Origin of the sequence: uncultured Porticoccus sp. (assembly GCF_963975625.1) — a bacterium.
GTDB lineage: Bacteria > Pseudomonadota > Gammaproteobacteria > Pseudomonadales > Porticoccaceae > Porticoccus.
Map to the genome: position 1 here is coordinate 62,387 of NZ_CAXBHS010000010.1, position 22,186 is coordinate 84,572.

A 22,186-nucleotide genomic window follows, 5' to 3' on the forward strand; every position below is an offset into this window, starting at 1 on the left:
AGATAGGCAATGATTATTAAACCGAGAGTTCGCGGTTTTATGTGTATTACCAGCCACCCGGTTGGCTGTGAGGCAAATGTCAAAGAACAGATTGATTACATCAAGCGTCAGGGACCGGTAGATGGTCCCAAGCGGGTGCTGGTGATAGGCGCTTCCACAGGGTATGGTCTGGCCGCCCGAATCACGGCAGCATTTGGCTGCGGAGCCTCAACACTTGGCATCTTTTTTGAGAAGGAGGGTGGTGAGAAAAAGCCCGCCTCAGCCGGTTGGTATAACTCGGCAGCTTTTCACAAGTTTGCGGACGAGCAGGGTATCTACGCGAAAAGCATCAATGGAGATGCGTTTTCCGATGAAATAAAGCAAAAGACCATTGATACGATCAAAGCCGATCTGGGGCAGGTGGATCTGGTGATCTATAGTCTGGCCTCTCCCCGGCGACAGCACCCGAAGACGGGCGAGGTATTCAATTCAACCCTGAAGCCCATCGGCAAGAATGTAACCTTGCGGGGTATCAACACGGATAAGGAAGAAGTTCAGGAATTTTCGCTGGAAGCGGCCACAGAACAGGAGATTGCCAACACCGTAGCGGTTATGGGTGGTGAGGATTGGCAAATGTGGATAGATGCGCTGCTAGAGGCTGATGTGTTGGCCTCTGGAGCGAAAACGGCAGCATTTACCTATGTGGGTGAAAAAGTCACCTGGGATCTGTATTGGCACGGTACGATTGGCCAGGCTAAAAAAGACCTGGACAGTAAGGTTGTGGGGATCCGTGAAAAACTGGCGAACGTCGGTGGCGATGCTCGGGTAGCGGTACTCAAGGCAGTGGTGACGCAGGCCAGCTCTGCGATCCCGATCATGCCGCTTTATCTGGCGCTGCTGTTCAAGGCGATGAAGGAAGATGGCAGTCACGAAGGCTGTATTGAACAGCTATATCGTCTCTACACTGAATGTCTTTACAGCGGCTCTCCACGCATGGACAGCGAAGGCCGAATTCGGGTGGACGAACGTGAACTCCGCCCGGAAATACAACACCGGGTTGGCGATGACTGGCTGAAAGTCACCAATGAAAATATGGCTGAGCTGACCGATATAAAGGGCTATAAACATGAGTTTCTCAAGCTCTTTGGCTTCGATATTGACAGCGTAGATTACGAGGCTGATGTCGACCCGGCGGTTCCCATCAGTGGATTAATCTGAGTGTTTGCTGGCCAACGCAGTCAAATGGCGGGTATTTGTAGAGGTGTTATATAAGGTCGTTGTTGCCAATGGCGTCTCAGCGTGGTCTGCTGTTGCAATATCAGGTGGGGGTAAATTGCTTCAAGTAACATTGCCAATAGTTCCGGCAACGCCTATAAGACATGTATGGATACCAGCGTTCACTCCTTATCTACCCTCTTTGAGCAGTTGGGGCTGCCCTCCACCGCAGCCGCCATCGAGCTTTTTATTGCCCTACACCAGCCGTTGCCCCCTGAAACGAGATTGGCTGAAGCCTTGTTCTGGAATAAGGCTCAGAGAGCGTTTCTGGAGGAGGCCATCAGTGACGATGCCGATTGGGCCGAGTTGGTTGATCAGCTCGATGCCCGCTTCAGGGGCTAGTGTTTTCCGCTTCAACCCGCACCCCACGCATGGTTTTACACGTCAACGTCTTTATAATGGCTATCCCTTTTGACCAGTAATTGACATGATTAATAACCACGATTTCAAGTGGCGCTTTCTCCACCCCCGTTATTGGCTGACTTGGTTAAGTCTGGGTTGCTGGCGTTTGTTGGTGGTCCTTCCGTATCCGGTGTTGCTTTGGTTGGGAGGGTGCATCGGCCGGATAATGTTCTGGCGAAGCCGCTATCGTCGAGAAGTTGCAGACATCAACCTGCGATGGTGCTTTCCCGAAATGGAAGAATCGCAGCGCCTGACGTTGCTGCGGGCTAATTTTATCAGCTACGGTATTGCTTTTTTTGAAATTGGTATGGCCTGGTGGTGGTCCACACAACGGCTTAATAAGTTGATTACCTTTGAGGGTCTGGAGCATATTGATGGCCTGCAGGGGAGGGGGGCGCTACTGATGGCCATTCACTTCACCACGCTTGAAATCGGCGCATCTGCTTTATCTGCGAAACACTCTATTGATGGCATGTACCGCCCCCATAAAAATCCTGTGTATGACTATGTGCAGAGCAAAGGACGTCGGGTAAGAGACCCGCTGGGGGTGGTTTATCCCCGGGAAGACATTCGCGGTATGTTCAAGGCCCTTCGCCAGGGCAGGATTATCTGGTACGCACCCGATCAGGATTATGGACGCAAACAGAGTGTGTTTGCCCGATTCTTTGGTGTTCCGGCAGCCACGGTCACGGCTACTGCGCGTTTTGCCAAAACCGGCAACGCTCTTGTGCTGCCTTTCTCTCAGGTGAGGTTGCCCGATGGTCGGGGATATCTGATTAAAGTGCATCCGCCCTTACAGGATTTTCCGACAGGTGATGATCTGGCAGACGCCGAAACGGTTAACCGGCAGGTTGAGAAGATGATTCTAGAGCAACCGGATCAGTATATGTGGATTCACCGGCGCTTTAAAACCCGCCCGCCCGGCGAGTCAAGACCCTATCCAAAAAGTAGCAAATAACAGAGTCTGCCCAGACCAGACGAAACTGGAAATGATGGATGATGGGCCGGAAACCATAAAGCATAGCCAGGATGGGGAACACTGTCGTGCCCAATGGTCTGATATACCGGTTGCTTCTCTGGCTGGTTGGATCAAACCCTCCCGGTCTTCTGTTATTAACCCTGAAGCCGGTGTCTAATTTTTTCATAACGCTTGTGCCCCAGGTTGCTGGTCAGTACCATTACGCGTTCTATTTTTCTTGGCTATTTTGAGGCTCCTCCGATGATCACCGGCAGTATTGTTGCTCTGGTTACGCCCATGTTTCGCGATAATCAGGAAGTTGACTGGGATTGTCTGAAACGTTTGGTGGAGTGGCATATTGCCCAGGGGACCAATGCGATTGTCGCTGTGGGTACCACCGGCGAATCCCCGACACTCGATGTGCAGGAGCATATGGCGACCATCGCTGCGATTGTCGAAGACGCCGATGGTCGGGTCCCCGTGATTGCTGGCACTGGTGCAAACTCGACCAGAGAAGCCATAGAGTGGACCCATCGAGCACAACAGATCGGTGCAGATGCCTGCCTGCTGGTAACGCCCTATTACAACAAACCCACCCAGGAAGGCCTCTATCTTCACCACAAAGCAATTGCAGAAGCCGTGGATATTCCACAGATTCTCTACAATGTGCCCGGTCGTACGGCCTGTGATATGCTTCCCGCCACTGTTGCAAGGCTTGCCGAAATCCCCAATATTGTCGGTATTAAAGAGGCCACCGGTGACCTGGATCGTGTTAACCAGTTGGTTAGTAGCTGCCCTGAGGATTTTGCCATTTATTCGGGTGATGACTTCACTGCGCTGGAATTGATTCTGAGGGGTGGCCATGGTGACATCTCTGTTACGGCCAATGTTGCCCCCAAGCTAATGGCTGAGATGTGTCGTTTGGCACTCGCCGGCGAGGTGGATGCAGCACGTGAAATCAACAAGCGACTTATTCCTGTTCATGAAGCGATGTTTGTCGAATCCAACCCCATCCCGGTCAAATGGGCTGTAGCGGAAATGGGTTTGATGGAGCATGCCATACGTCTCCCGCTCACTGAGTTGTCTGCGGCCTATCATTTAAAAGTTACCAGAGCTCTTGAGCAGGCTGATCTGCTGAGCGGTATACAAACAGTCAATTCGGAGTTCACTGGATGAAGGCAACACTGAAAAAGCTATCAGTGATTATGGCGTTACTGGCAATGGCCGGTTGTGGAAATAATCTTGTTCGCGACAAAAGTAATGATTATCTGCTCTCAGAGGAAGTCCCTCCCATGATTGTGCCCGAGGGCAAAAGCTCAGGTGCAATCGGTCAGCTTTACGATGTTCCTGCAGTTCCTGATGCCGGGGCTGGCTCAGAATATTTTGTTGTTCCCAGGCCACAGCCGCTCTCGGAAAATGTTTTTGAAGAAACGGTAAAAATTGAGACATTCTCAGGTAGCCGATGGATAGCGATTAACAAGCCTGCTGAAGAAGTTTGGCCAAGAATCAGGAATATTCTCTCGCGCAGTAGTGTCCCCACGACCCGGGTAGATGCCAGTAGTGGTATTATTGAAACGGGTTGGCTGCAATTCAAGGACGATGAAGACAAGAGCCACCGTTTTCGCTTTAAAATAGTTCCTGGCATCGGTGTTAACAGTACAGAAGTCAGCCTCCTGCAGATGTCTGCACCTATTGGCAAGGAAGGCGATGCCGGTTCCTGGCCCGCAAAGTCGATGGATGACTCCCGGGAGTTGGAATTTGTCGAGATCGTTTCCAACTCTCTCGCCAGTGAAATTAACAGTGGCAGCGTTTCACTGCTGGCCCAGACGATCGGTGGTCAGGAGCAGGTTGAGGTCGTCTCTTCCGCAGATACTGATCCCTACATCAAGATGAATCTCAACTATGACAGGGCCTGGGCATCCCTGCTCAACTCGCTCTCCCGGGGCGGTTACACTATCATCGATCAGAATCGTTCAGCGGGTAGATTACAGGTTGAGTTTCAGGAAATTGTTGCTGAAGAGCAGGGGCAGACGCTCAAGGAATGGGTCCTCAATCTTGGCAATAAAGTCGAAAAAGTGCCCCCTGTCGAGTATTGGGTCGAGTTGGTTCGCAATGAGCAGACAGTGGAGGTGCGGATAGCTGATAAGAGCAGGGCTAAGCTGGAGCGCTCACTCGCTATTAAATTGCTCAAGGTAATCCGCGGCAATTTGAGCTGATTATGCGGTTTGCTTCACTTGGGAGCGGCAGCAGGGGTAACGCTACGATTGTGGATGTCGGCTCAACCCGGTTGTTGATTGATTGTGGGTTTTCAATCAAGGAAACGGAAAAGCGCCTTGAAAGGCTGGGTACACAACCCAGTGACCTCAACGCCATTCTGGTGACCCATGAGCATGGGGATCACATCCGAGGCGTCCTTCCATTGGCCAGGAAGTACGGATTGACGGTCTATATGACGGCGGGGACCCACCGAGCCTTGTCCTTTTCACTTTTCTCCGGTATTGATCTAAAACTGATAGACAGTCACTTGGATTTTGTTATTGGCGATCTTGCTGTGACGCCTGTCGCTGTGCCCCATGACGCCAGAGAACCTGTCCAGTACGTCGTACGAAGTGGCGACAACTTGTCTCTGGGGGTGCTAACAGACTTGGGAAGTATCACGGCCCATGTCATAGAGCATTTCGAAGGTTGTCACGGTTTGTTCCTCGAGTGTAACCACGATGTTGCTATGCTGGCTAACGGAACCTACCCACCGTCGTTGAAAAAGCGTATTGCCGGTGATTGGGGACATTTGAACAATCGGCAATCGCTCGATTTGTTACAAAACATCCAGACGTGCCAGCTGCAACAGCTGGTATTGGGTCATATCAGTGAGCAGAACAATTCTCTGGCTGCGGTGCAGGCAATGATGAGCAACCTGCCATCTGATCTGTTTTCTATCCACTATGCCTGCCAGAACGACGGTGTTGATTGGCTGGCACTGTCCCGAGTATGAATACGATTTTGCCGGAAAGCCGTGTTGTTGACTGACTGCAGTTACATGCCCGGCAACGCAGAAAAGCTGGTCAGCCCTCCAAAAGCAGTATCAATCAGTTTTACATTGTCCACAATTACACTAATAACCTTAAGTAAATGTTTAGAATCTATTGTAAGTTATTGATTTAAGTTTTTTAATTACTTAACTCGATGATTTATAAGGGGTTTATGTAATGATCAAAAAGTAGCCATTTTGTTTGAGCGCCCCATTTTGCGTGGATTCATCGAAGTTTTACGAAAGTAATACACAAAGTTATCCACAGAATTTGTGGGTAACTTTGGAGAACTATTTATCGTTTGTTGTCAACTGATCCTGTTGCAATTCGTTAGGTGTCAGCAATGTGCCGGGAGTTTAATCTGTCCCTCTACCTGCTGTGAGAGTAGTTGCGCATCAGGGCAGTCGAGAGAGGTATTGCCTTCCAGAGAAATACTATCGAGGTTGGGTAAATAGAGTAACGGTTTTATAGAAGTAAGCTGATTTTGTGCCAGATTGACGATAATAAGGCCCGTGAAAATTTCAAGACCGGAAAGGCTGGCAATACCAGCGTTAGAACAGTTGAGCTGTGATAACTGATTCGCACGGGTCACGGCAAGGTCTTTGATCGCCTGTTCAACACAGACAGCAAGTGCCGGGTCCTGAATTTTGTAGCCGGAAAACAATTCGGTTGGTTTTAGAACAGGTTGTTCGTTAAAGGTGAAGGTATATCTTTCGCAGCCACTCAACAGTGTGCCGATGACCACAAAAACGAAGAGGATGTGCTTTTTCATAGGGATGGGAACCGCGTCTTGTATTAAAGTAAGGCAACAAATTTCAACGCGTTGCCTGTCCTGTTAGCCTGTTAGTAAGAATATAGTAGTTTATTGTTTCAGGTATCCACGTGCAGTTCGTTTTATCGTTTTAATGAGGAAGTGACATGAAAAAAATTCTGTTAGCCATTCTTGCTATCTCCCTGACGGCTTGTATGTCCACAGACCCTTACACCGGACAACAGAAAACCAGCAACACAGCGAAGGGGGCTGGTATTGGAGCCGTATCAGGTGCTTTGATCGGTGCAGCCACCTCCAGTAGTGGGGACCGCAAGAAAGGGGTTCTGACCGGCGCAGCAGCCGGTGCGGCCGTTGGCGGTGGTATTGGCTATTATATGGATCGTCAGGAAGCCGCACTTCGCGCAAAACTGGAAGGGACCGGTGTTCGGGTTGTTCGAGAGGGTGACAACATCCGCCTTGTCATGCCCAGCAGTATCACCTTTGGTGTGGATCGTCACGAAGTTCGTCCGGAGTTCTTTGGCACGCTGGAGTCCGTAGCCATCGTTCTCAAAGAGTTCGATAAAACCAATATCCGTATTGCAGGGCACACGGATTCAACCGGTAGTGCTGAATACAATCAGACCTTGAGTGAGCGGCGTGCAGGCAGTGTAGGCCAGTTGCTTATAAGCCAGGGAATTGTGAGCGGACGTGTTTGGACTACCGGCTATGGCTACCGTTACCCCGTTGCCAGCAATGATACGGCAGAGGGGCGACAAGCCAACCGTCGGGTAGAGCTTGAGCTTGTCCCTACCCAGTAACAAAAAATTGTTTCTTGCTGTCTGGCCCCGGCCCGGCTTCGAAAACCGGGCCGGTTTGCTTTCCAGAGAGCTGTCGTTGCCACTCCTGTCTGTGGCCCCGACACTAGCTATGGAACAAGAGTGCTTAATGTTAGTTGTTGATGATGGCGGGTTGTCGCTACAACAACTGGGTAAAAAAGCGCCGGGGCCGGTTCGATGCGAGTTCGCCTTGGGTGCAGCACGCCATCGTCGTTTGTATGGTGGCGGCAGGGGGCAGGACATCGCCAAGGCCACTGGCCTCGACCGTAGTGGATTCTATCCTAAGTTGCTGGATTTGACTGCAGGTCTGGGCCGCGATGGTTTCATTCTGGCTTCCCTGGGGGCGCAGGTAACCATGATTGAGCGAAACCCCATTATTTATGCGTTGCTTGCCGACGGGCTTTCTCGTGCTGGTGACGAGGTGGAAGAAGATCCGCCGTTGGCGGAGATTCTGCAGCGTATTAACACAGTCTGCCAGGACTCGGTCGATTACCTGAAAACACTGACAGATCAGCAATGCCCTGATGTGATTTATCTCGATCCCATGTTTCCCTCCAGAGAAAAGTCCAGCAAAGTGAAAAAAGAAATGCAGATTTTTCATCAGCTCGTTGGGGTAGACGATGCCGGGGAGTTATTGTCAGTGGCCCTCGGTAAGGCGCGTTACCGTGTTGTTGTGAAGCGGCCCGTGCACGCCCCGGTCCTGAATGGCTGTGAACCGGGCTATTCTCTCAAGGGAAAATCTACCCGTTTTGATGTTTACCCCCTGCAAAAACTTCCCTGAGTTTGACCTGTCACCATTGATAGCCCAGTGAAATGACCCATTCTTCATCGGCCCTCTCTTGCCCATCACCGGGTTGATTGACATAATCGAAATCATATCGAAGTTCACTGAACAGATTGCCGAGCAGTGGTATTTTAATGCCGGTACTACTTTCCGTCTGATTGTTATTGAAGTCGTCCACAGCCCAGAAAAATTCATTCTCGTGGAAAAACATCATGTCTGTTCCGGGTATGGGCCAATCCATGCGCATTCTCCAACGCCCAGCCAGGTCTTTTTCTGAGTCCGATCCGTCATAGTGGGAAACCAGAAAGGCCGCGCCGAGCTGTAAATTCAGTTTCATCTGGTTGGCAAGGTTGATGCGACGACCAGCGCCTGCACCCAGTTGATATTGCTCGTCAATGGCACTGAAGCGGTTTTTTGTATAGCCCAGACGACCGTAGCTGAACCATCGCTCGGTAAAATCATAATTCAGCTGGTAGTTTGTTTCGTAGTGCTCATCTACCACAACGCCATCAGTTTTCTCTGATTCTGCTATTAATTCGGTTTCATGTCTGAACTGTTCCTGTAGCCACTGTGCCCTGACAATGAAGTCGAGATTCTCTGTATTGGTGTTACCGTCTTTGCGGTTGAAGCCAAACCGAACGTCGCCAGTAAAAGCCTTCGGTGGTTCCATGGCCACAAGCGTCATGAAGGGTAGTGATGGTTTTGTACCCTCATCGCAGTGGCCGGTAACAGTCTCCTCCATTGTCAGGGAGCAGTTGGTGGCTGTTTCATCAGGACTGGTGACTAACGGCATCCTGGAGGAGGAATTGAAATCGGTAACCTGGTTTTTGGGGATTTTGATCAGACCGAAGATGTCTGATTTCCAGATAACTTGGTTCTCATTCAATGAATCCAGTTCGCCGTGGATAATATCCCCGTTTTTTAAAGTGATCTCACCTGCAAGTGACATTACCGGGAGTAGCATGCAGACCAATAACATCAGGCGGTGGGAAAGGTTACTCAAATCCGGCATTTTCAGTCCTTGTTGGTGATTGATCGATGCAAAGACTGGCACCCTACAAAAACCGTCATCGAATATCCACTGTGAATGAGAATATGTGAGGCGTATCAGACCGCTCAAAGCCCGGATGCCGGCAGTGAGTAGTGGGTAGTGTGTGGGTATAGAGTGGATAATCCCGGGTGCGAGAGTGACCTTAAGTCAATAGTTTCTCGAGAATACGCCGATAAATTTTTTCGAGGGCGTCAATATCCTCGATGCTGGCACATTCGTTGACCTTGTGAATCGTGGCATTTACGGGTCCCAGTTCGACGACCTGACAGCCATGGGGGGCAATGAAGCGACCATCAGAGGTGCCTCCTGCTGTCGAAAGTTGCGCCTCAATGCCGGTGATTTCTCGGATACTGGCCACCGTAGCCTCTACCAGTGGCCCTCGTTCGGTCAGAAAGGGCTGCCCGCTGAGGTGCCACTGGAGTTCATAGTCAAGCTGATGTTGTTTTAAAATCATTTCAGTGCGGGATTTAAGCTGCTCGACGGTCACTTCGGTCGAAAAGCGGAAGTTGAACAGTACCTGCACGGTCCCGGGAATCACATTGGTGGCACCGGTGCCGGAGTGAATGTTGGATACTTGAAAACTGGTGGCAGGAAAAAAATCGTTGCCGTTGTCCCAACTTTCGGTGGCGAGTTCGGCCAGTGCTGGAGCCACCCTGTGGATGGGGTTATCCGCCAGTTGTGGATAGGCCACATGCCCCTGGATGCCCCTGACTATCAGCTCAGCTCCCAGCGAGCCGCGGCGCCCGTTTTTGATCACATCACCTACGCGTTTGGTGCTCGACGGTTCTCCCACCAAGCACCAATCAGGAATTTTATCGTTGTCCAGTAGCCATTGCACCACCTTCACCGTGCCGTTTGTGGCGATACCTTCTTCGTCGCTGGTGATCAAAAAAGCGATCTGTCCGGGGTGGTCTGGTTGTGTGGCAACAAAATGTTCTACCGCCGTAATCATCGCGGCGAGTGAGCCCTTCATATCGGCAGCTCCCCGGCCGTAGAGAACGCCGTTCTCAATGTGGGGGGAGAAAGGCGGATGTTGCCAGTCACCTTCTGGCCCCGTGGGCACTACATCGGTATGTCCGGCGAAACAGAGCGTTGGGCCTCTTTCACCGCGCACGGCCCAAAAATTATCCACATCGCCGAAGGGTAGCCTGACCACACAAAAACCGATGGCCTCCAAGCGCTCAATCATCAGTTGCTGGCACCCCTCGTCCGCCGGCGTTACGGAGCGACGTTTGATCAGTTCACAGGCCAGTTCAAGAGTGGGGGAAAGGGTTGTCATTCAGTGATACTCCGGGGCAGTCATCACAAGTTTAACGAGCTGGGACAGCTCAGGCCACTAGCATTGTCTGCCCATAGGCAGCATATGGTGGCGGAGTCAGCCCGGAGCGCCACAGGACGACCGGACTGGCAGATATCCTAATTGGATACGTGCAACGCCTCGTTCAATTCTACGGCAGATTTATTGGTCAGGCATTCCACGGCACCAGTCGCCGAATTTCGGCGGAAGAGCAGGTCATCCTTGCCAGCCAGTTCTCTGGCTTTGGTTTGTCCTACCAACTGGTTCTGATCATCCAGTAGGCTTACTTTGGTTCCGGCGGTGATATAGAGCCCAGCTTCCACGGTACAGCGGTCACCCAGGGGAATCCCCAAGCCTGAATTGGCGCCCAACAGACACTGGTTGCCAATAGTGATAATGATATTGCCGCCACCGGAGAGCGTGCCCATGGTAGAGCTGCCACCGCCCAAATCTGAGCCGGATTTAACGAACACACCCTGAGAGATCCGGCCTTCTACCATACTGGTACCCTCGGTACCGGCGTTAAAATTCACGAAGCCCTCGTGCATGATAGTGGTGCCTTCACCGATATAAGCGCCGAGGCGTACCCTTGCCGTGTCGGCGATGCGAACACCTGCGGGGACAACGTAATCCACCATTTTGGGAAACTTGTCCACACTGTCTACAGACAGAGGGGAGCCTGCCAGGCGAGCCTGTAACTGTCGGGCGGGCAAGTCCCCTATGTCGATGGCACCCTCATTGGTCCAGGCAACATTGCGCAACACGCCGAAGAGCCCGGTCAGGTTTGTGGTGTTGGGTTTTACCAGGCGATGGGATAGCAGGTGCAATTTCAGGTAACCCTCGGGGACAGAGGCTGGGGCGTCGTCGCTGACAAGCAGCGTGGCCACTACCGGGCGAGAACTCTTTTGAAACTGTCTGGCAATGCTCGATTGCTCTTCTTCTCCCGTCGTTGCGAAGGCTGCAGCAAGCGTATCCAGTTGCTCATCGGTGAGTGTTATCACCTGGTTTTTACCCTGGATTTCCAGCGCAGTCTTAATTGCAGTAAGGGAGGTATCTCCGGGGTTTAGTAGGGGTTTTGGGTAGAAAACCTCGAGCCATTCGCCGTTGTTATTCTGGGTGCCGATGCCCAATCCAAAGCTGTAGAGTGTCATTGGTTGTTATATCTCCGGAAGATTACAGGTTAAAAAGTAAAGTGTACTGATCTGGCCGAAAGCCGACGGTAATAGTACCGTTCTGGTCCAGCACCGGGCGTTTGATCATGGTCGGGTATTTCATAAGCAGGTCGACAACATTGTCTGCAGAGACATGCTCTTTGACAGCCGGGTCCAGTTTTCGCCAGGTGGTGCCCACCTTGTTGAGCACTTTTTCCCAACCGGCAGTGGTGATCCAGCGCTCGATCATTTGCGAGTCCAGACCGTCGGTGCGGACGTCGTGGAAGCGATAGCTCACCTGTTGTTCATCCAGCCAATGTCGTGCCTTTTTGACGGTATCGCAGTTCTTGATGCCGTAGAGAATGGGTTCAGCCATAGGATTTGTCACGTGGTTGTCATGAATTGGCGTTATCAAGCATCAATATACATAATCGGGTTTAAGCAGCGGCGAAGGATAGCAAACTTGGGCCAAGCATTCACGGGAGAACACCATGAAGACGATCGCACTGATTCGTCATGCCAAATCCAGCTGGAAAGATGCTACCTTGCCGGATCTGGATCGGCCCCTTAATCGCCGTGGTCGGTTGAACGCCCCGGAGATGGGGCGCAGGTTACAGGAGGAGCCGGTCTCTCTGAAGCGGGTTTTCTCGAGTCCGGCGGTGAGGGCCATGGAAACGGCTGAGTGGTTGATGCCCAGTCTGGGGTTGAGTGACGCGAAGCTGGAGGTGGTCACGCCTCTGTACACGTTTAATTACGAAGATATTCTGGCCTGGCTGCGATCTCTAGACAGAGATGCCGACAGGTTTGCCCTGATTTGTCACAATCCGGCCATAACTGATCTGGTAAATTTTCTCACCCTGATGCAGATCGATAAAATTCCCACCTGTGGTATTGCCCTGATGCAGGTTGACGTAAACCATTGGCAGGATTTGGGCGCCGGCATGGCCGAGTTGAGCTATTTTGGTTTCCCAAAAAGTGTCAGCGGAAAAGCCATTTCATTGGGGCCGGGCTAGATGAGCATTGCCTGAAAAGTTACGGATTTTCATGGATAATTTTGTTTTCCAGGAAGGGGATCTAAGTGCAGAATTTAACCGTGTCGTCCTCCAGCAAACGAGATTGGCGCGGGAACAACTGCGGTCTCTGACCTCAAAACAGCTAGAAGGCATTCACGAAGCGCGCAAATGCTTTAAACGCCTGCGTGCCTGTTACAGATTACTGAAATCAGCGGATAAGGTGACCTTCCGCCAGGGCAACCAATTCTTTCGCGACCTCTCTGCCAGGCTGTCTGTCCTCCGCGATACCGAGGTCATGAGTCAAACCCTGTTGTCACTGCGTGCCGACAATCACGGGCTGGTCGATACCACGACCTTTACCTTTGATCAACTGGAGCGGCAGCTGGTATTGCAACAGCCGGAGACGATAGCCCAGGCAATGATCCAGTCACAGTTGGTATCCGATCAATTGGGGCAGTTTCTCCGTCGGTACAAGCAGGCGGAGCAGCCGACCCTGGACGCAGATGTTTTGCTCAAAGCTCTGGTTACAAGCTATGCTGCGTCACGACGCAGTTGGCAGCGGGCGCGGCACAGTGGTGATGACGATGATTGCCACCACTGGCGCAAATGCGTCAAGTATTATTGGTATCAACTACGGCTGATCTCGCTGCTCTGTCCACCACCCAAAGCACAGCTGAATTCGTTAGAGACACTCTGCGATCTGTTGGGCGACCATCACGACCTGACCGTATTAAAAGTGCAGTTGGCGAGGGTGGCCTCCGCTGAACAGTCATTGCAGGCCCTAATTGCCCGGCGGCAGCGGCAACTGTTCCAGGATGCTGATGATCTGGCTGAGTCCTTGTTCAAGCGTCGTACAGGTCATTATGCCGCGTGGTTGACCAAACGTTGGCACAAGATTGTATCTTGATCAGGCCTTGCGGGTTTTGATGGGTCGCTTCCGGTTGGGAAAACAGGTTTTACAGATGTCGCAACTCAGCCCATTGCAGCTGCGGGCGGGGCAATGTTCGCGGCCGTAATAAATGATCTGTAGATGCAGAGCGTTCCAACTGTCTCTGGGAAACAACCGTTTCAGATCCTTTTCTGTCTGCACCACGCTGTTGCCGTTGCTCAATCCCCAGCGTTGGGCGAGACGGTGAATGTGAGTGTCAACCGGAAAAGCGGGGTGGCCAAAGGCCTGGGACATGACCACGCTGGCCGTTTTGTGGCCGACGCCGGGCAGCGTTTCCAGCGCTGCGATATCTTCAGGTACCTCTCCGTCGTACTCATCCACCAGTATCTTCGAGAGGTTTACAATAGCTTTGGACTTCTGGGGTGCCAGACCACAGGGGCGGATAATGTCATATACCTGCCGTTGTGAAACCTGGCTCATGGCCTGGGCATTATCGGCTAATGCAAACAGTGTGGGTGTCACCTGGTTGACCCGATCATCAGTACATTGAGCAGATAAAAGCACGGCTATCAGCAGAGTAAAGGCGTCCTGGTGGACAAGGGGAATTGGCGGGTTTGGATACAGTTCATCCAGCCTATGGCGGATAAACCCTGCCCGAGCTTTTTTGAGCATGTTTCAGCCCCTCTGTTGAGCGGCTTCAACAAACCTGCGGATGCGCATGGCTGCTTCTCTGCATTCCTCCAGAGGTGCCACCAGCGCCATACGTACTCTGTTTTCTCCCGGATTGATGCCATCAGCTGTGCGCGCCAGATAGCGGCCGGGCAGAACAGTAATATGCTGTTGCCTGAACAGTTCCCTGGCAAAGTCTTCATCGCTACCAATGTTTGCTGCGCGGGTATCTGCCCACAAATAAAAGCCGGCATCCGGCATGCTTAATGGCAGTACGGGTTCGAGGATTTCTCTGAATATCGCAAATTTCTGCCGGTATTGATGACGGTTGTCGCGCACATGCTGCTCATCGCGCCAGGCGGCAATACTGGCCAGTTGCGACGGGACTGGCATGGCACAGCCGTGATAGGTGCGGTAGCGCAAAAAATTTGCCAGGATACGACTGTCACCGGCGACAAATCCGGATCTCAGGCCCGGTAAATTGGAGCGTTTTGACAGACTGTGAAAGACCACGCAACGATCATAGTTGTGACGACCCATTTGTGCGCAAGCCTCCAGCAAACCGATCGGTGGGTGATTTTCATCGGGGTAAATCTCTGAATAACATTCATCGCTGGCAATGGTGAAATCGTATTGATCTGCGAGTTGAATTAGTGACTGTAATGTATCGATGTCCAGCACTGCGCCGGATGGGTTGCCCGGTGAGCAAATGTAAATAAGTTGGCACTGCTGCCATATCTCCGGTGAAACGGATGCCCAGTCCGGGCAAAAAGCATTGCCTTCTGTGCAGTTGAGAAAATGCAGCCTCGCGCCAGCGAGCAGGGCAGCCCCTTCGTAGATCTGGTAAAACGGATTGGGGCTCATCACCACCGGTTCGTGACTACGGTTTATGATCACCTGGGCAAAGGCAAACAGCGCTTCTCTGGTGCCATTGACCGGTAGCACCTGAGTTTCTGGGCATACTGTCTGAAGACTGAAGCGTTGACACAGCCATTCGGCTATCGTCCCACGGAGTTCCGGCAGGCCCTTGGTCAGTGGGTAGGCCGAGAGTTTATCCAGGGCATTGGCGAGTGTCTCCCTGACGAACTCCGGCGGTGGGTGTTTTGGCTCACCGATAGATAGCGCAATGTGGGTGAGTACTGCTGGTGGTGAAATGCCCGATTTGAGAGCATTGAGTTTCTCAAAGGGGTAGGGGTGTAGCTTGTTAAGGTCAATGTTCATACGATCATCGGTTTATCGTAAGCAGTTGATGGCAGAGTGAGTGTGCAGTTTGCTATTGCCACAGCTTCATCTTTTGCAACGGGGCCCCTTCAATATCTTCCTTGTTGCGCGCATCCAGTTCCCGGCAAATGGTATCGCGCAATTGTTCGCAGAATGCCGCGTCACTAAGTGGCTGATAGTCCATATCGACCAGTGAAAATACATCTTCCACCCGCTCGCCAAGGGTCGCAATTTTGGCGCTCAATAGTCGCAGACGAAACTGCATAAAAATTCTGCCTAAATGTGCGAGCAGCCCGGGACGGTCGGGCGTGATAACTTCCAGAATGGTCGCACTCTTCCCGATATCATTGCTGATGCTGGCGATGGTACGCATTGTAAAGTGTTTGAGGTGCCTGGGTGTTCGCCTGTTCACGTTGAACATGGCGGGTGTAGGGTTTTTCAGGGTTTCTGAGAGGGTTCGCTGGATTTTGATCAGCATGTCGGTTTTTTGCCCGAAGGGTTCGTTGTTCTCGTTCAACACATAAAAAGTGTCAAAGGTATGGCCTTCTGTATCCCGATGCAGGCGGGCATCCTGGATGTTTAGCTGAAGATGATCGAGCGTAGCCGCAGTGGTAGGAAATACGTTATTGATCCCTTTGGTATGAATAAAAATTTGCGTGGCAATCGGCACTTCTACACCGGCGTCCTGTATTAAAATAACCGGGTCCGAGCTGTTGCCCTGTGCGGCGATGGCTGCGGTATAAGTGGCAATATCATCGGCCCGTTCCCTGAGGAAGAACTCGTCATCGACATTTCCCCAGATTGCGCGGGCACTTTCCTCGTCAATCCCCAATTCGGCCAGTTGGGTAATGGCGGACAGTCGGTTGCTGTCCACCCAAACGCTTCGATCAACCGGATTTTCCAGCCCTCGTTGTAACGCTCGCTTGGTCTCGGAGTAGAGTTGATGCATCAACGCTGCTTTCCAGGCGTTCCAGAGAGTTGGGTTGGTGGCGGTGATATCGGCGACGGTTAAAACAAACAGGTAATCCAATTGCAGTTGGTTGCCGACCAGTTTGGCAAATTTATAAATAACGTCCGGGTCGGAAATATCCGTGCGCTGTGAAGCGTTTGACATCAGCAAGTGATGTTCCACCAGCCAGGCAATCAATTTTATCTCTTCGCTGGGCAAACCGTGTCTGCGACAAAAATCGGCGGCATCCATGGCGCCCAGCGCTGAGTGATCTCCGCCTCGCCCCTTGGCAATGTCGTGGTAAAGCCCGGCAATGAAACCCAGTTCAGGTTTCGGCAGGTTTTTATAAATATGTGCGGCGACGGGAAATTCTTCTGCCACCTCCGGTCGGTCGAACAACCGCATATTCTTGATAAGCTGGAGGGTATGCGCATCTACCGGGTAACGGTGAAAAAGATCGTGCTGGGTCTGACCGATAATTTGCCCAAACTCTGGCAAATATCGTCCCAGAATGCCGTAGCGGGTCATGCGTTGGAGTTGAGTGCTCATTTTATGAGGGCAGCGGAGTAATCGAAGAAACAGGGCCTTGTTTTGCGGTTCATTGCGAAAATCGTCGCCGATCAGTTTGCGGTGCTGGCGGATCTGGCGGATTGTGGCGGCGCGAATGCCCAGAATTTTGTCGTTCTCACCCAGCAGGCAGAAAATCTCCAGCAGGGCAGAAGGGTATTTGGCAAAAATGTACTCACCGAGTGTTTCGATATGGTTGTCGCGAACCTGGAACCGATCATTCAGTGCATAAACATTCTTTGCCTTGTCTTTTCGCAGAATCGCTTCATCGAGATACTGCAACATGACATCGTTTAGCTCCCGCATGGAGAGTACGACCTGATAGTAATGCTGCATGAATTTCTCTACGCCGAGACGCTCTTCGCTGTCATGATATCCGAACATTGCGGCCAGCTTACGCTGATAGTCGAACTGTAGCCTTTCTTCGGGGCGTTCCGCGATGAGGTGTAAACCGTAGCGAACTTTCCACAAAAAAGCTTCGCCCCGTTTCAGCTGCAGGTATTCCTCCGGTGTGAGGAAATCCCTGCCAACCAGTTCTTCCAGTGACTCGACATTAAAATGTCGCTTGGCTACCCAGTTGATCATCTGAATGTCGCGCAGGCCACCGGGGGCCTCCTTGATGTTGGGCTCCAGATTGTATTCGGTATTGCCGTGCTTGTTGTGCCGTTCGATCTGCTCATCCCATTTGGCACGAAAAAACTGCTTATCCGGCCAAATACGCTTCGGGCCGGTTTTTTTGACCATGGCGAGACGGAGTTTTTCGTCGCCGGCAATGGTGCGGGTTTCCATCAGGTTGGTGGCGATAGTGATATCAAACCGGGCTTCGGCAACACATTCCGACAGAGAGCGCACGCTGTGACCAATTTTCAGCTGAATATCCCAGAGAAAGGTGAGAAAGCCTTCGATACTGCGCTGGTGGCGTCTCGGGTTGCCGCGTCTGATCAGCAGCATCAGGTCAATATCCGACTGCGGGTGGAGCTCGCCACGGCCGTAACCACCCACTGCGATCAGACAGATATTTTTTCCCCAATCGAATTGTGCCCAGGCATGTCGCAGGATAAGGTCCATGAAACCGGCGCGTTCAGCAATCAGGTTGGCGGTTTGTTCGCCCTCATGAAACCGGGCATTGAAATGCGAGTTGGCAGCGGCGATGGCATTCTTGAAGACGGGAATGGGGTTGCAATTATTGAGGTCTTCCCGGAAACGGCGTTCGTCAAAAAAAAGTAGTGGTTTTACGTGTCTGTTCATTACCACTGCTCATCGGTGCGTGCCGTGAGTACTTCAACGCCATCAGCGGTGACTGCGAGCGTATGTTCCCATTGAGCGGATAAGCGGCCGTCCCGGGTTTCGACCGTCCAGCCGTCTTTCTTCAGCTTGGTTTGGTGTTTGCCAGCATTCAGCATCGGCTCAATGGTAAATGTCATCCCTTGCTGGAGCGTCATGCCAGTATCCGGTTTGCCAAAGTGAAGCACTTGGGGGTCCTGGTGAAACTCTGTACCAATTCCGTGTCCGCAGTAATCTCGGACAACGCTGTAATAGTTGGCTTCGGCATGTTGCTGAATGATATGACCGATATCACCCAGCCGGATGCCGGGGCGAACAATATTGATCGCCTTGTAAAGGCATTCCTGAGTCACTTTGATCAAGCGCACGGCATGCTCCGGTACATCACCAATGCAAAACATTTTACTGGTATCGCCGAAGTAACCATCTTTTATCACAGTGATGTCAATATTGAGTATGTCGCCGTTTTTCAGCACTTTCTTTGTCGAAGGTATCCCGTGACAGACTACCTGATTGACCGAGGTGCAGATGGATTTCGGAAAGCCGCGATAGTTGAGCGGGGCGGGAATGGTGTGTTGTTCATTGACCATGTAATTGTGGCAAATGTTGTCCAGTTCCCCAGTAGAGACGCCGGCCACCACGTAGGGTTCTATCATTTCCAGCACCTCGGCGGCCAGTCGGCCTGCCACGCGCATTTTCTCCAGTTCTTCGGCGGTTTTCAGTGTGACTGCCATAGTTATCTGTTCCGTTGCCAAGGATCAAAACAGCGCATTGTATCGGATTGTCTCAACCAGTGGCAGATTCCCCTGAAATAGCGGTTTCGTCTTCAATAAAGTCTCCTTTTGTGGTATAAAGCGCACCGCCCTGAAGCCAATGGTTTTTTGGCGTAACGCAATCCTAACGACACACACGTATCGACACATCGGTCTGGGTGCCCGCAAAACGGGTTGACCGGTGGGATATGTGGAGGTTTAACCCTAACCAGGAAGATATTATTATGACTACTGTGACCATGCGTGACATGTTGCAGGCCGGTGTCCATTTTGGCCACCAGACCCGCTTCTGGAATCCCAAAATGGATAAATTCATTTTCGGTGCCCGCAATAAAATTCATATTCTCAATCTTGAACATACGGTTCCCGCCTTTAACGATGCGCTGGAAATTGTTCGTCAAGTTGCCGCCAACGGCAATAAAGTACTGATGGTTGGTACCAAGCGTGCTGCACAAAAGGCAATTGTTGAACAAGCCGAGCGCGCCGGTATGCCCTATGTCAGTCATCGCTGGCTCGGTGGCATGCTGACCAACTACAAAACAATCCGTGCGTCCATTCGCCGCTTCCGTGAACTGGAGACTCAGAGTCAGGATGGCACATTCGACAGGCTGACTAAAAAAGAAGCACTCATGAGAACACGTCTCATGGAGAAGCTCGAGCGCTCTATCGGTGGCATCAAGGATATGGGCGGTTTGCCCGATATGTTGTTTGTGATCGATGTGGATCACGAGCGCATTGCTATCCAGGAAGCCAATAAACTGGGCATTCCCGTCATTGGTGTCGTTGACACCAACAGTAATCCGGACGGCGTGGATTACGTGATCCCTGGTAATGATGACGCCATTCGTGCCATCAAGCTTTATACCAGCGCTGTTGCCGATGCAATTCTTGAGGGAAAGGCCCAGTCAGCAAACGCCACCAATAAAGATGAATTTGTCGAGGTGGTAGAAGCTGAGGCCACTACGGAATCAGCTGGCGAATAAACAGCTGCTTTATATCTACGGGCACTGTTAAAAAGAGGGGCCTGCCCCTCTTTTCCAATTTAATTAAAATGATTGAGAGGAATGAACCGATGTCAGCAATTTCTGCATCCCTGGTGAAAGAGCTGCGTGAGCGCACTGGGTTGGGCATGATGGAATGTAAAAAAGCGCTGGTGGAAGCAAACGGGGATATCGAAAAAGCGATTGATGATCTGCGTAAGTCAAGTGGTCTGAAGGCTGCGAAAAAAGCCGGTCGTACCGCCGCTGAAGGGGTTGTTGCCATTAAAGTGGCCGATGACAACAGCTATGGTGTGTTGGTCGAGATCAACAGTGAAACGGATTTTGTCGCTCGCGATGACAACTTCCTGTCATTTGTCAGCTCGGTGGTCGAGAAAGCTTTTGCCGATAAGCAGACGGATGCTGCTGCACTGGCCAATGACGTGGAAGAGGTTCGTCAGGCGCTGGTTCAGAAAATAGGCGAAAACATCTCGGTTCGTCGGGTGATTCTGCAAGAGGCCCCAGTGGTTGGCAGTTACGTGCACAATAACAACCGTATTGGTGTGTTGGTGTCCATTGCCGGTGGGAGTGCCGAGCTGGCAAAAGACATTGCCATGCATGTGGCTGCGGTCAACCCTCAAGTGGTAAACCCTGAGGACATGCCTGAGGAGTTGCTGGCCAAAGAACGCGAAATTTTTTCGGTGCAAGCCAGAGAGAGCGGTAAGCCAGAAGAAATTATCGAGAAGATGATCGAGGGCCGAATCAACAAGTTCCTTGCCGAGTCCAGCTTGGTTGCTCAGCCCTTTGTCAAAGATCCCGATGTGAAAGTTGGCAAATTGTTGAAGGATGCCGGTGCTGAAGTTCTCGCGTTTACCCGCTTTGAAGTCGGAGAGGGGATCGAGCGAGAAGAAGTTGACTTTGCCGCAGAAGTGGCAGCACAGGTCGGCTCTGCCAAGTAATTAAGGCGACGACGGGGGCCAGGGCCCCCGTTATCATATAGATCCCTGTCAGTTTACCCATGGAGAACATTTCCTATGCCCGGTTCGAGAGACAAAAAGTACAAACGGATACTTCTTAAACTCAGCGGCGAGGAATTGATGGGCGAAGAAGGGTTTGGTATAGACCCAAAAGTGCTGGATCGCATGGCACTTGAAATCGGTCAGTTAATAGGGATCGGCGTTCAGGTGGGGCTGGTGATTGGCGGTGGTAATCTGTTCCGCGGTGCAGCGCTGCATGAAGCGGGTATGGAGCGGGTTACTGGTGACCACATGGGTATGCTGGCCACTATGATGAACGGTCTGGCGATGCGCGATGCCCTTGATCGAAATAATATATCTGCCCGGGTTATGTCAGCCATACCAATGAGTGGCGTGGTCGAGCATTATGATCGCCGTACGGCCATGCGTTACCTGACAAGCGGTGATGTGGTAATTTTTGCTGCCGGAACAGGCAACCCGTTTTTTACGACGGACTCTGCAGCTTGTCTCAGGGGGATTGAGATTGATGCCGGTATCGTATTGAAGGCAACGAAAGTGGACGGGGTATACTCTGCGGATCCAATGAAAGACCCTGCGGCTACAATGTTCAGTCGTCTCACTTACGACCAGGTTATTGAGCAAAAGCTTGCGGTAATGGATCTCACGGCAATATGCCTGTGTCGTGAGCATCATATGCCACTGCGGGTATTCCGTATGTCCAAGCCTGGCGCTCTGCTGAACATTGTGGTCGGCAGTGATGAGGGAACCCTGATTGAGGAAAGTTTTGATGATTGATGATCTAAAAAAGGATGCTGAATCGCGCATGGCGAAAAGTGTCGAAGCGCTGAGCCATGCCTTCAATAAAATTCGCACGGGCCGTGCCCATCCTAGCTTGCTGGATGGTTTGACCGTGTCTTATTACGGTGTTGAGACACCACTAAATCAAATTGGTAATGTCAACGTGCTGGACGCACGTACCTTGTCTGTTTCTGTATGGGAAAAGTCACTGGTGCCGGAGGTTGAAAAGGCGATTATCAAGTCTGACCTGGGGTTGAACCCATCTACCACCGGCGAGTTGATCCGGATACCGATGCCGGCATTGACGGAAGAAACGCGCAAAGGTTTTACCAAGCAGGCCAGATCAGAGGCGGAATTGACCCGTGTATCTATTCGCAATGTTCGACGTGACGTGATGTCTGACATCAAAGACTTGCTCAAGGAAAAAGATATCAGTGAAGACGATGAGCGGCGTGCCAATGAGAGTATTCAGAAAATAACCGATAAGTATATCCAATTGGTGGATAAAGCGCTGGCCGCCAAAGAAGTCGATTTGATGGAAGTCTGATCTTTGGAT

The 22,186-nt window shown here is 51.5% G+C and carries 23 protein-coding genes; 14 read left to right on the top strand and 9 right to left on the bottom strand.

Features of this window, described 5'->3' with window-relative positions; genetic code table 11:
* Positions 1-9: 9 nt before the first annotated feature.
* The 6 genes from fabV (at position 10) to AACZ64_RS10150 (ending at position 5,606) form a co-directional block, all read left to right on the top strand.
* Positions 10-1,197, top strand: a complete 1,188-nt coding sequence (fabV, locus tag AACZ64_RS10125; RefSeq protein WP_293615235.1) for an enoyl-ACP reductase FabV — start codon at positions 10-12, stop codon at positions 1,195-1,197.
* A gap of 165 nt (positions 1,198-1,362) precedes the next feature.
* Entirely contained in the window at positions 1,363-1,596 is a 234-nt protein-coding gene (locus AACZ64_RS10130) for a DUF2789 domain-containing protein (protein ID WP_293615236.1), read from the top strand.
* Positions 1,597-1,681: 85 nt separating this feature from the next.
* Positions 1,682-2,614, top strand: coding sequence for an LpxL/LpxP family Kdo(2)-lipid IV(A) lauroyl/palmitoleoyl acyltransferase (gene lpxL / locus AACZ64_RS10135; RefSeq protein ID WP_293615238.1), 933 nt, complete (start codon positions 1,682-1,684; stop codon positions 2,612-2,614).
* 261 nt (positions 2,615-2,875) lie between these two features.
* The gene (dapA, locus tag AACZ64_RS10140) at positions 2,876-3,790 is read left to right on the top strand and encodes a 4-hydroxy-tetrahydrodipicolinate synthase (protein ID WP_339639994.1); all 915 of its coding nucleotides are present in this window, start codon (positions 2,876-2,878) and stop codon (positions 3,788-3,790) included.
* On the top strand, positions 3,787-4,830 hold the full coding sequence (gene bamC / locus AACZ64_RS10145; RefSeq protein WP_339639995.1) for an outer membrane protein assembly factor BamC: 1,044 nt from the start codon (positions 3,787-3,789) through the stop codon (positions 4,828-4,830). The genes dapA and bamC overlap by 4 nt, the downstream gene beginning before the upstream one ends.
* Before the next feature lie 2 nt (positions 4,831-4,832).
* A complete protein-coding gene (locus AACZ64_RS10150; RefSeq protein WP_339639997.1) occupies positions 4,833-5,606 on the top strand; it encodes an MBL fold metallo-hydrolase in 774 nt (257 codons plus the stop codon).
* A gap of 374 nt (positions 5,607-5,980) precedes the next feature.
* On the opposite strand, the gene AACZ64_RS10155 is transcribed toward AACZ64_RS10150, so the two are convergent.
* Positions 5,981-6,415 (bottom strand): hypothetical protein, encoded by a 435-nt coding sequence (locus tag AACZ64_RS10155; protein WP_339639999.1) that lies wholly within the window; start codon positions 6,413-6,415, stop codon positions 5,981-5,983.
* A 146-nt stretch (positions 6,416-6,561) separates the two neighbouring features.
* On the opposite strand from AACZ64_RS10155, the gene AACZ64_RS10160 reads away from it, so the two are divergent.
* Both AACZ64_RS10160 and AACZ64_RS10165 read left to right on the top strand, forming a co-directional pair.
* Positions 6,562-7,212 carry an OmpA family protein gene (locus AACZ64_RS10160; protein ID WP_339640001.1) on the top strand — a complete coding sequence of 217 codons (651 nt, stop codon included), beginning with the start codon at positions 6,562-6,564 and terminating at the stop codon, positions 7,210-7,212.
* A 55-nt stretch (positions 7,213-7,267) separates the two neighbouring features.
* The gene (locus AACZ64_RS10165; protein ID WP_339640026.1) at positions 7,268-8,011 is read left to right on the top strand and encodes a class I SAM-dependent methyltransferase; all 744 of its coding nucleotides are present in this window, start codon (positions 7,268-7,270) and stop codon (positions 8,009-8,011) included.
* Between the two features lie 10 nt (positions 8,012-8,021).
* Here the strand turns inward: AACZ64_RS10165 and AACZ64_RS10170 are convergent, their stop codons facing one another.
* From AACZ64_RS10170 to AACZ64_RS10185, 4 genes are all read right to left on the bottom strand, one after another.
* Positions 8,022-9,026 (bottom strand): DUF481 domain-containing protein, encoded by a 1,005-nt coding sequence (locus AACZ64_RS10170; protein WP_339640003.1) that lies wholly within the window; start codon positions 9,024-9,026, stop codon positions 8,022-8,024.
* A 181-nt stretch (positions 9,027-9,207) separates the two neighbouring features.
* Entirely contained in the window at positions 9,208-10,344 is a 1,137-nt protein-coding gene (gene dapE, locus AACZ64_RS10175) for a succinyl-diaminopimelate desuccinylase (RefSeq protein ID WP_293615243.1), read from the bottom strand.
* 137 nt (positions 10,345-10,481) lie between these two features.
* Positions 10,482-11,513 (bottom strand): 2,3,4,5-tetrahydropyridine-2,6-dicarboxylate N-succinyltransferase, encoded by a 1,032-nt coding sequence (gene dapD / locus AACZ64_RS10180; protein ID WP_293615244.1) that lies wholly within the window; start codon positions 11,511-11,513, stop codon positions 10,482-10,484.
* Positions 11,514-11,535: 22 nt separating this feature from the next.
* On the bottom strand, positions 11,536-11,889 hold the full coding sequence (locus AACZ64_RS10185) for an ArsC family reductase (RefSeq protein WP_293615245.1): 354 nt from the start codon (positions 11,887-11,889) through the stop codon (positions 11,536-11,538).
* Positions 11,890-12,004: 115 nt separating this feature from the next.
* Between AACZ64_RS10185 and AACZ64_RS10190 the strand changes: the two genes are divergently transcribed.
* Together AACZ64_RS10190 and AACZ64_RS10195 are read left to right on the top strand one after the other, a co-directional pair.
* Positions 12,005-12,526 carry a histidine phosphatase family protein gene (locus tag AACZ64_RS10190; RefSeq protein WP_293615246.1) on the top strand — a complete coding sequence of 174 codons (522 nt, stop codon included), beginning with the start codon at positions 12,005-12,007 and terminating at the stop codon, positions 12,524-12,526.
* Positions 12,527-12,557: 31 nt separating this feature from the next.
* Positions 12,558-13,433, top strand: coding sequence for a CHAD domain-containing protein (locus tag AACZ64_RS10195; RefSeq protein WP_293615247.1), 876 nt, complete (start codon positions 12,558-12,560; stop codon positions 13,431-13,433).
* Here AACZ64_RS10195 and nth read toward each other — a convergent pair whose 3' ends face one another.
* The 4 genes from nth to map are packed head-to-tail and all read right to left on the bottom strand — an operon-like array spanning position 13,434 to position 18,839.
* Positions 13,434-14,087, bottom strand: a complete 654-nt coding sequence (gene nth, locus AACZ64_RS10200; protein ID WP_293615248.1) for an endonuclease III — start codon at positions 14,085-14,087, stop codon at positions 13,434-13,436.
* Positions 14,088-14,090: 3 nt separating this feature from the next.
* Positions 14,091-15,305, bottom strand: a complete 1,215-nt coding sequence (dapC, locus tag AACZ64_RS10205) for a succinyldiaminopimelate transaminase (protein ID WP_293615249.1) — start codon at positions 15,303-15,305, stop codon at positions 14,091-14,093.
* Between the two features lie 52 nt (positions 15,306-15,357).
* Entirely contained in the window at positions 15,358-18,069 is a 2,712-nt protein-coding gene (gene glnD / locus AACZ64_RS10210) for a [protein-PII] uridylyltransferase (protein WP_339640007.1), read from the bottom strand.
* Positions 18,069-18,839, bottom strand: coding sequence for a type I methionyl aminopeptidase (gene map / locus AACZ64_RS10215; RefSeq protein ID WP_339640008.1), 771 nt, complete (start codon positions 18,837-18,839; stop codon positions 18,069-18,071). Before map ends, glnD begins: the two co-directional genes overlap by 1 nt.
* 263 nt (positions 18,840-19,102) lie before the next feature.
* Here map and rpsB point away from each other — a divergent pair, with 263 nt between their 5' ends.
* From rpsB to frr, 4 genes are all read left to right on the top strand, one after another.
* Entirely contained in the window at positions 19,103-19,861 is a 759-nt protein-coding gene (gene rpsB / locus AACZ64_RS10220; RefSeq protein WP_293615252.1) for a 30S ribosomal protein S2, read from the top strand.
* An 89-nt stretch (positions 19,862-19,950) separates the two neighbouring features.
* Positions 19,951-20,814, top strand: coding sequence for a translation elongation factor Ts (gene tsf / locus AACZ64_RS10225; protein WP_293615253.1), 864 nt, complete (start codon positions 19,951-19,953; stop codon positions 20,812-20,814).
* Between the two features lie 75 nt (positions 20,815-20,889).
* Entirely contained in the window at positions 20,890-21,627 is a 738-nt protein-coding gene (pyrH, locus tag AACZ64_RS10230; protein ID WP_293615254.1) for a UMP kinase, read from the top strand.
* Positions 21,620-22,177 carry a ribosome recycling factor gene (gene frr, locus AACZ64_RS10235; RefSeq protein WP_293615261.1) on the top strand — a complete coding sequence of 186 codons (558 nt, stop codon included), beginning with the start codon at positions 21,620-21,622 and terminating at the stop codon, positions 22,175-22,177. The genes pyrH and frr overlap by 8 nt, the downstream gene beginning before the upstream one ends.
* Positions 22,178-22,186: the final 9 nt, after the last annotated feature.

What these genes read in the sequence shown, in the direction of transcription:
- AACZ64_RS10160 (WP_339640001.1), top strand. Translation starts at nt 6,562, where the DNA reads ATGAAAAAAATTCTGTTAGCCATTCTTGCTATCTCCCTGACGGCTTGT.
- dapE (WP_293615243.1), bottom strand. Translation starts at nt 10,344, where the DNA reads ATGACAACCCTTTCCCCCACTCTTGAACTGGCCTGTGAACTGATCAAA.
- dapC (WP_293615249.1), bottom strand. Translation starts at nt 15,305, where the DNA reads ATGAACATTGACCTTAACAAGCTACACCCCTACCCCTTTGAGAAACTC.
- AACZ64_RS10130 (WP_293615236.1), top strand. Translation starts at nt 1,363, where the DNA reads ATGGATACCAGCGTTCACTCCTTATCTACCCTCTTTGAGCAGTTGGGG.
- lpxL (WP_293615238.1), top strand. Translation starts at nt 1,682, where the DNA reads ATGATTAATAACCACGATTTCAAGTGGCGCTTTCTCCACCCCCGTTAT.
- bamC (WP_339639995.1), top strand. Translation starts at nt 3,787, where the DNA reads ATGAAGGCAACACTGAAAAAGCTATCAGTGATTATGGCGTTACTGGCA.
- AACZ64_RS10195 (WP_293615247.1), top strand. Translation starts at nt 12,558, where the DNA reads ATGGATAATTTTGTTTTCCAGGAAGGGGATCTAAGTGCAGAATTTAAC.
- AACZ64_RS10170 (WP_339640003.1), bottom strand. Translation starts at nt 9,026, where the DNA reads ATGCCGGATTTGAGTAACCTTTCCCACCGCCTGATGTTATTGGTCTGC.
- pyrH (WP_293615254.1), top strand. Translation starts at nt 20,890, where the DNA reads ATGCCCGGTTCGAGAGACAAAAAGTACAAACGGATACTTCTTAAACTC.
- nth (WP_293615248.1), bottom strand. Translation starts at nt 14,087, where the DNA reads ATGCTCAAAAAAGCTCGGGCAGGGTTTATCCGCCATAGGCTGGATGAA.
- frr (WP_293615261.1), top strand. Translation starts at nt 21,620, where the DNA reads ATGATTGATGATCTAAAAAAGGATGCTGAATCGCGCATGGCGAAAAGT.
- dapA (WP_339639994.1), top strand. Translation starts at nt 2,876, where the DNA reads ATGATCACCGGCAGTATTGTTGCTCTGGTTACGCCCATGTTTCGCGAT.
- dapD (WP_293615244.1), bottom strand. Translation starts at nt 11,513, where the DNA reads ATGACACTCTACAGCTTTGGATTGGGCATCGGCACCCAGAATAACAAC.
- fabV (WP_293615235.1), top strand. Translation starts at nt 10, where the DNA reads ATGATTATTAAACCGAGAGTTCGCGGTTTTATGTGTATTACCAGCCAC.
- map (WP_339640008.1), bottom strand. Translation starts at nt 18,839, where the DNA reads ATGGCAGTCACACTGAAAACCGCCGAAGAACTGGAGAAAATGCGCGTG.
- AACZ64_RS10155 (WP_339639999.1), bottom strand. Translation starts at nt 6,415, where the DNA reads ATGAAAAAGCACATCCTCTTCGTTTTTGTGGTCATCGGCACACTGTTG.
- rpsB (WP_293615252.1), top strand. Translation starts at nt 19,103, where the DNA reads ATGACTACTGTGACCATGCGTGACATGTTGCAGGCCGGTGTCCATTTT.
- AACZ64_RS10150 (WP_339639997.1), top strand. Translation starts at nt 4,833, where the DNA reads ATGCGGTTTGCTTCACTTGGGAGCGGCAGCAGGGGTAACGCTACGATT.
- glnD (WP_339640007.1), bottom strand. Translation starts at nt 18,069, where the DNA reads ATGAACAGACACGTAAAACCACTACTTTTTTTTGACGAACGCCGTTTC.
- AACZ64_RS10190 (WP_293615246.1), top strand. Translation starts at nt 12,005, where the DNA reads ATGAAGACGATCGCACTGATTCGTCATGCCAAATCCAGCTGGAAAGAT.
- tsf (WP_293615253.1), top strand. Translation starts at nt 19,951, where the DNA reads ATGTCAGCAATTTCTGCATCCCTGGTGAAAGAGCTGCGTGAGCGCACT.
- AACZ64_RS10185 (WP_293615245.1), bottom strand. Translation starts at nt 11,889, where the DNA reads ATGGCTGAACCCATTCTCTACGGCATCAAGAACTGCGATACCGTCAAA.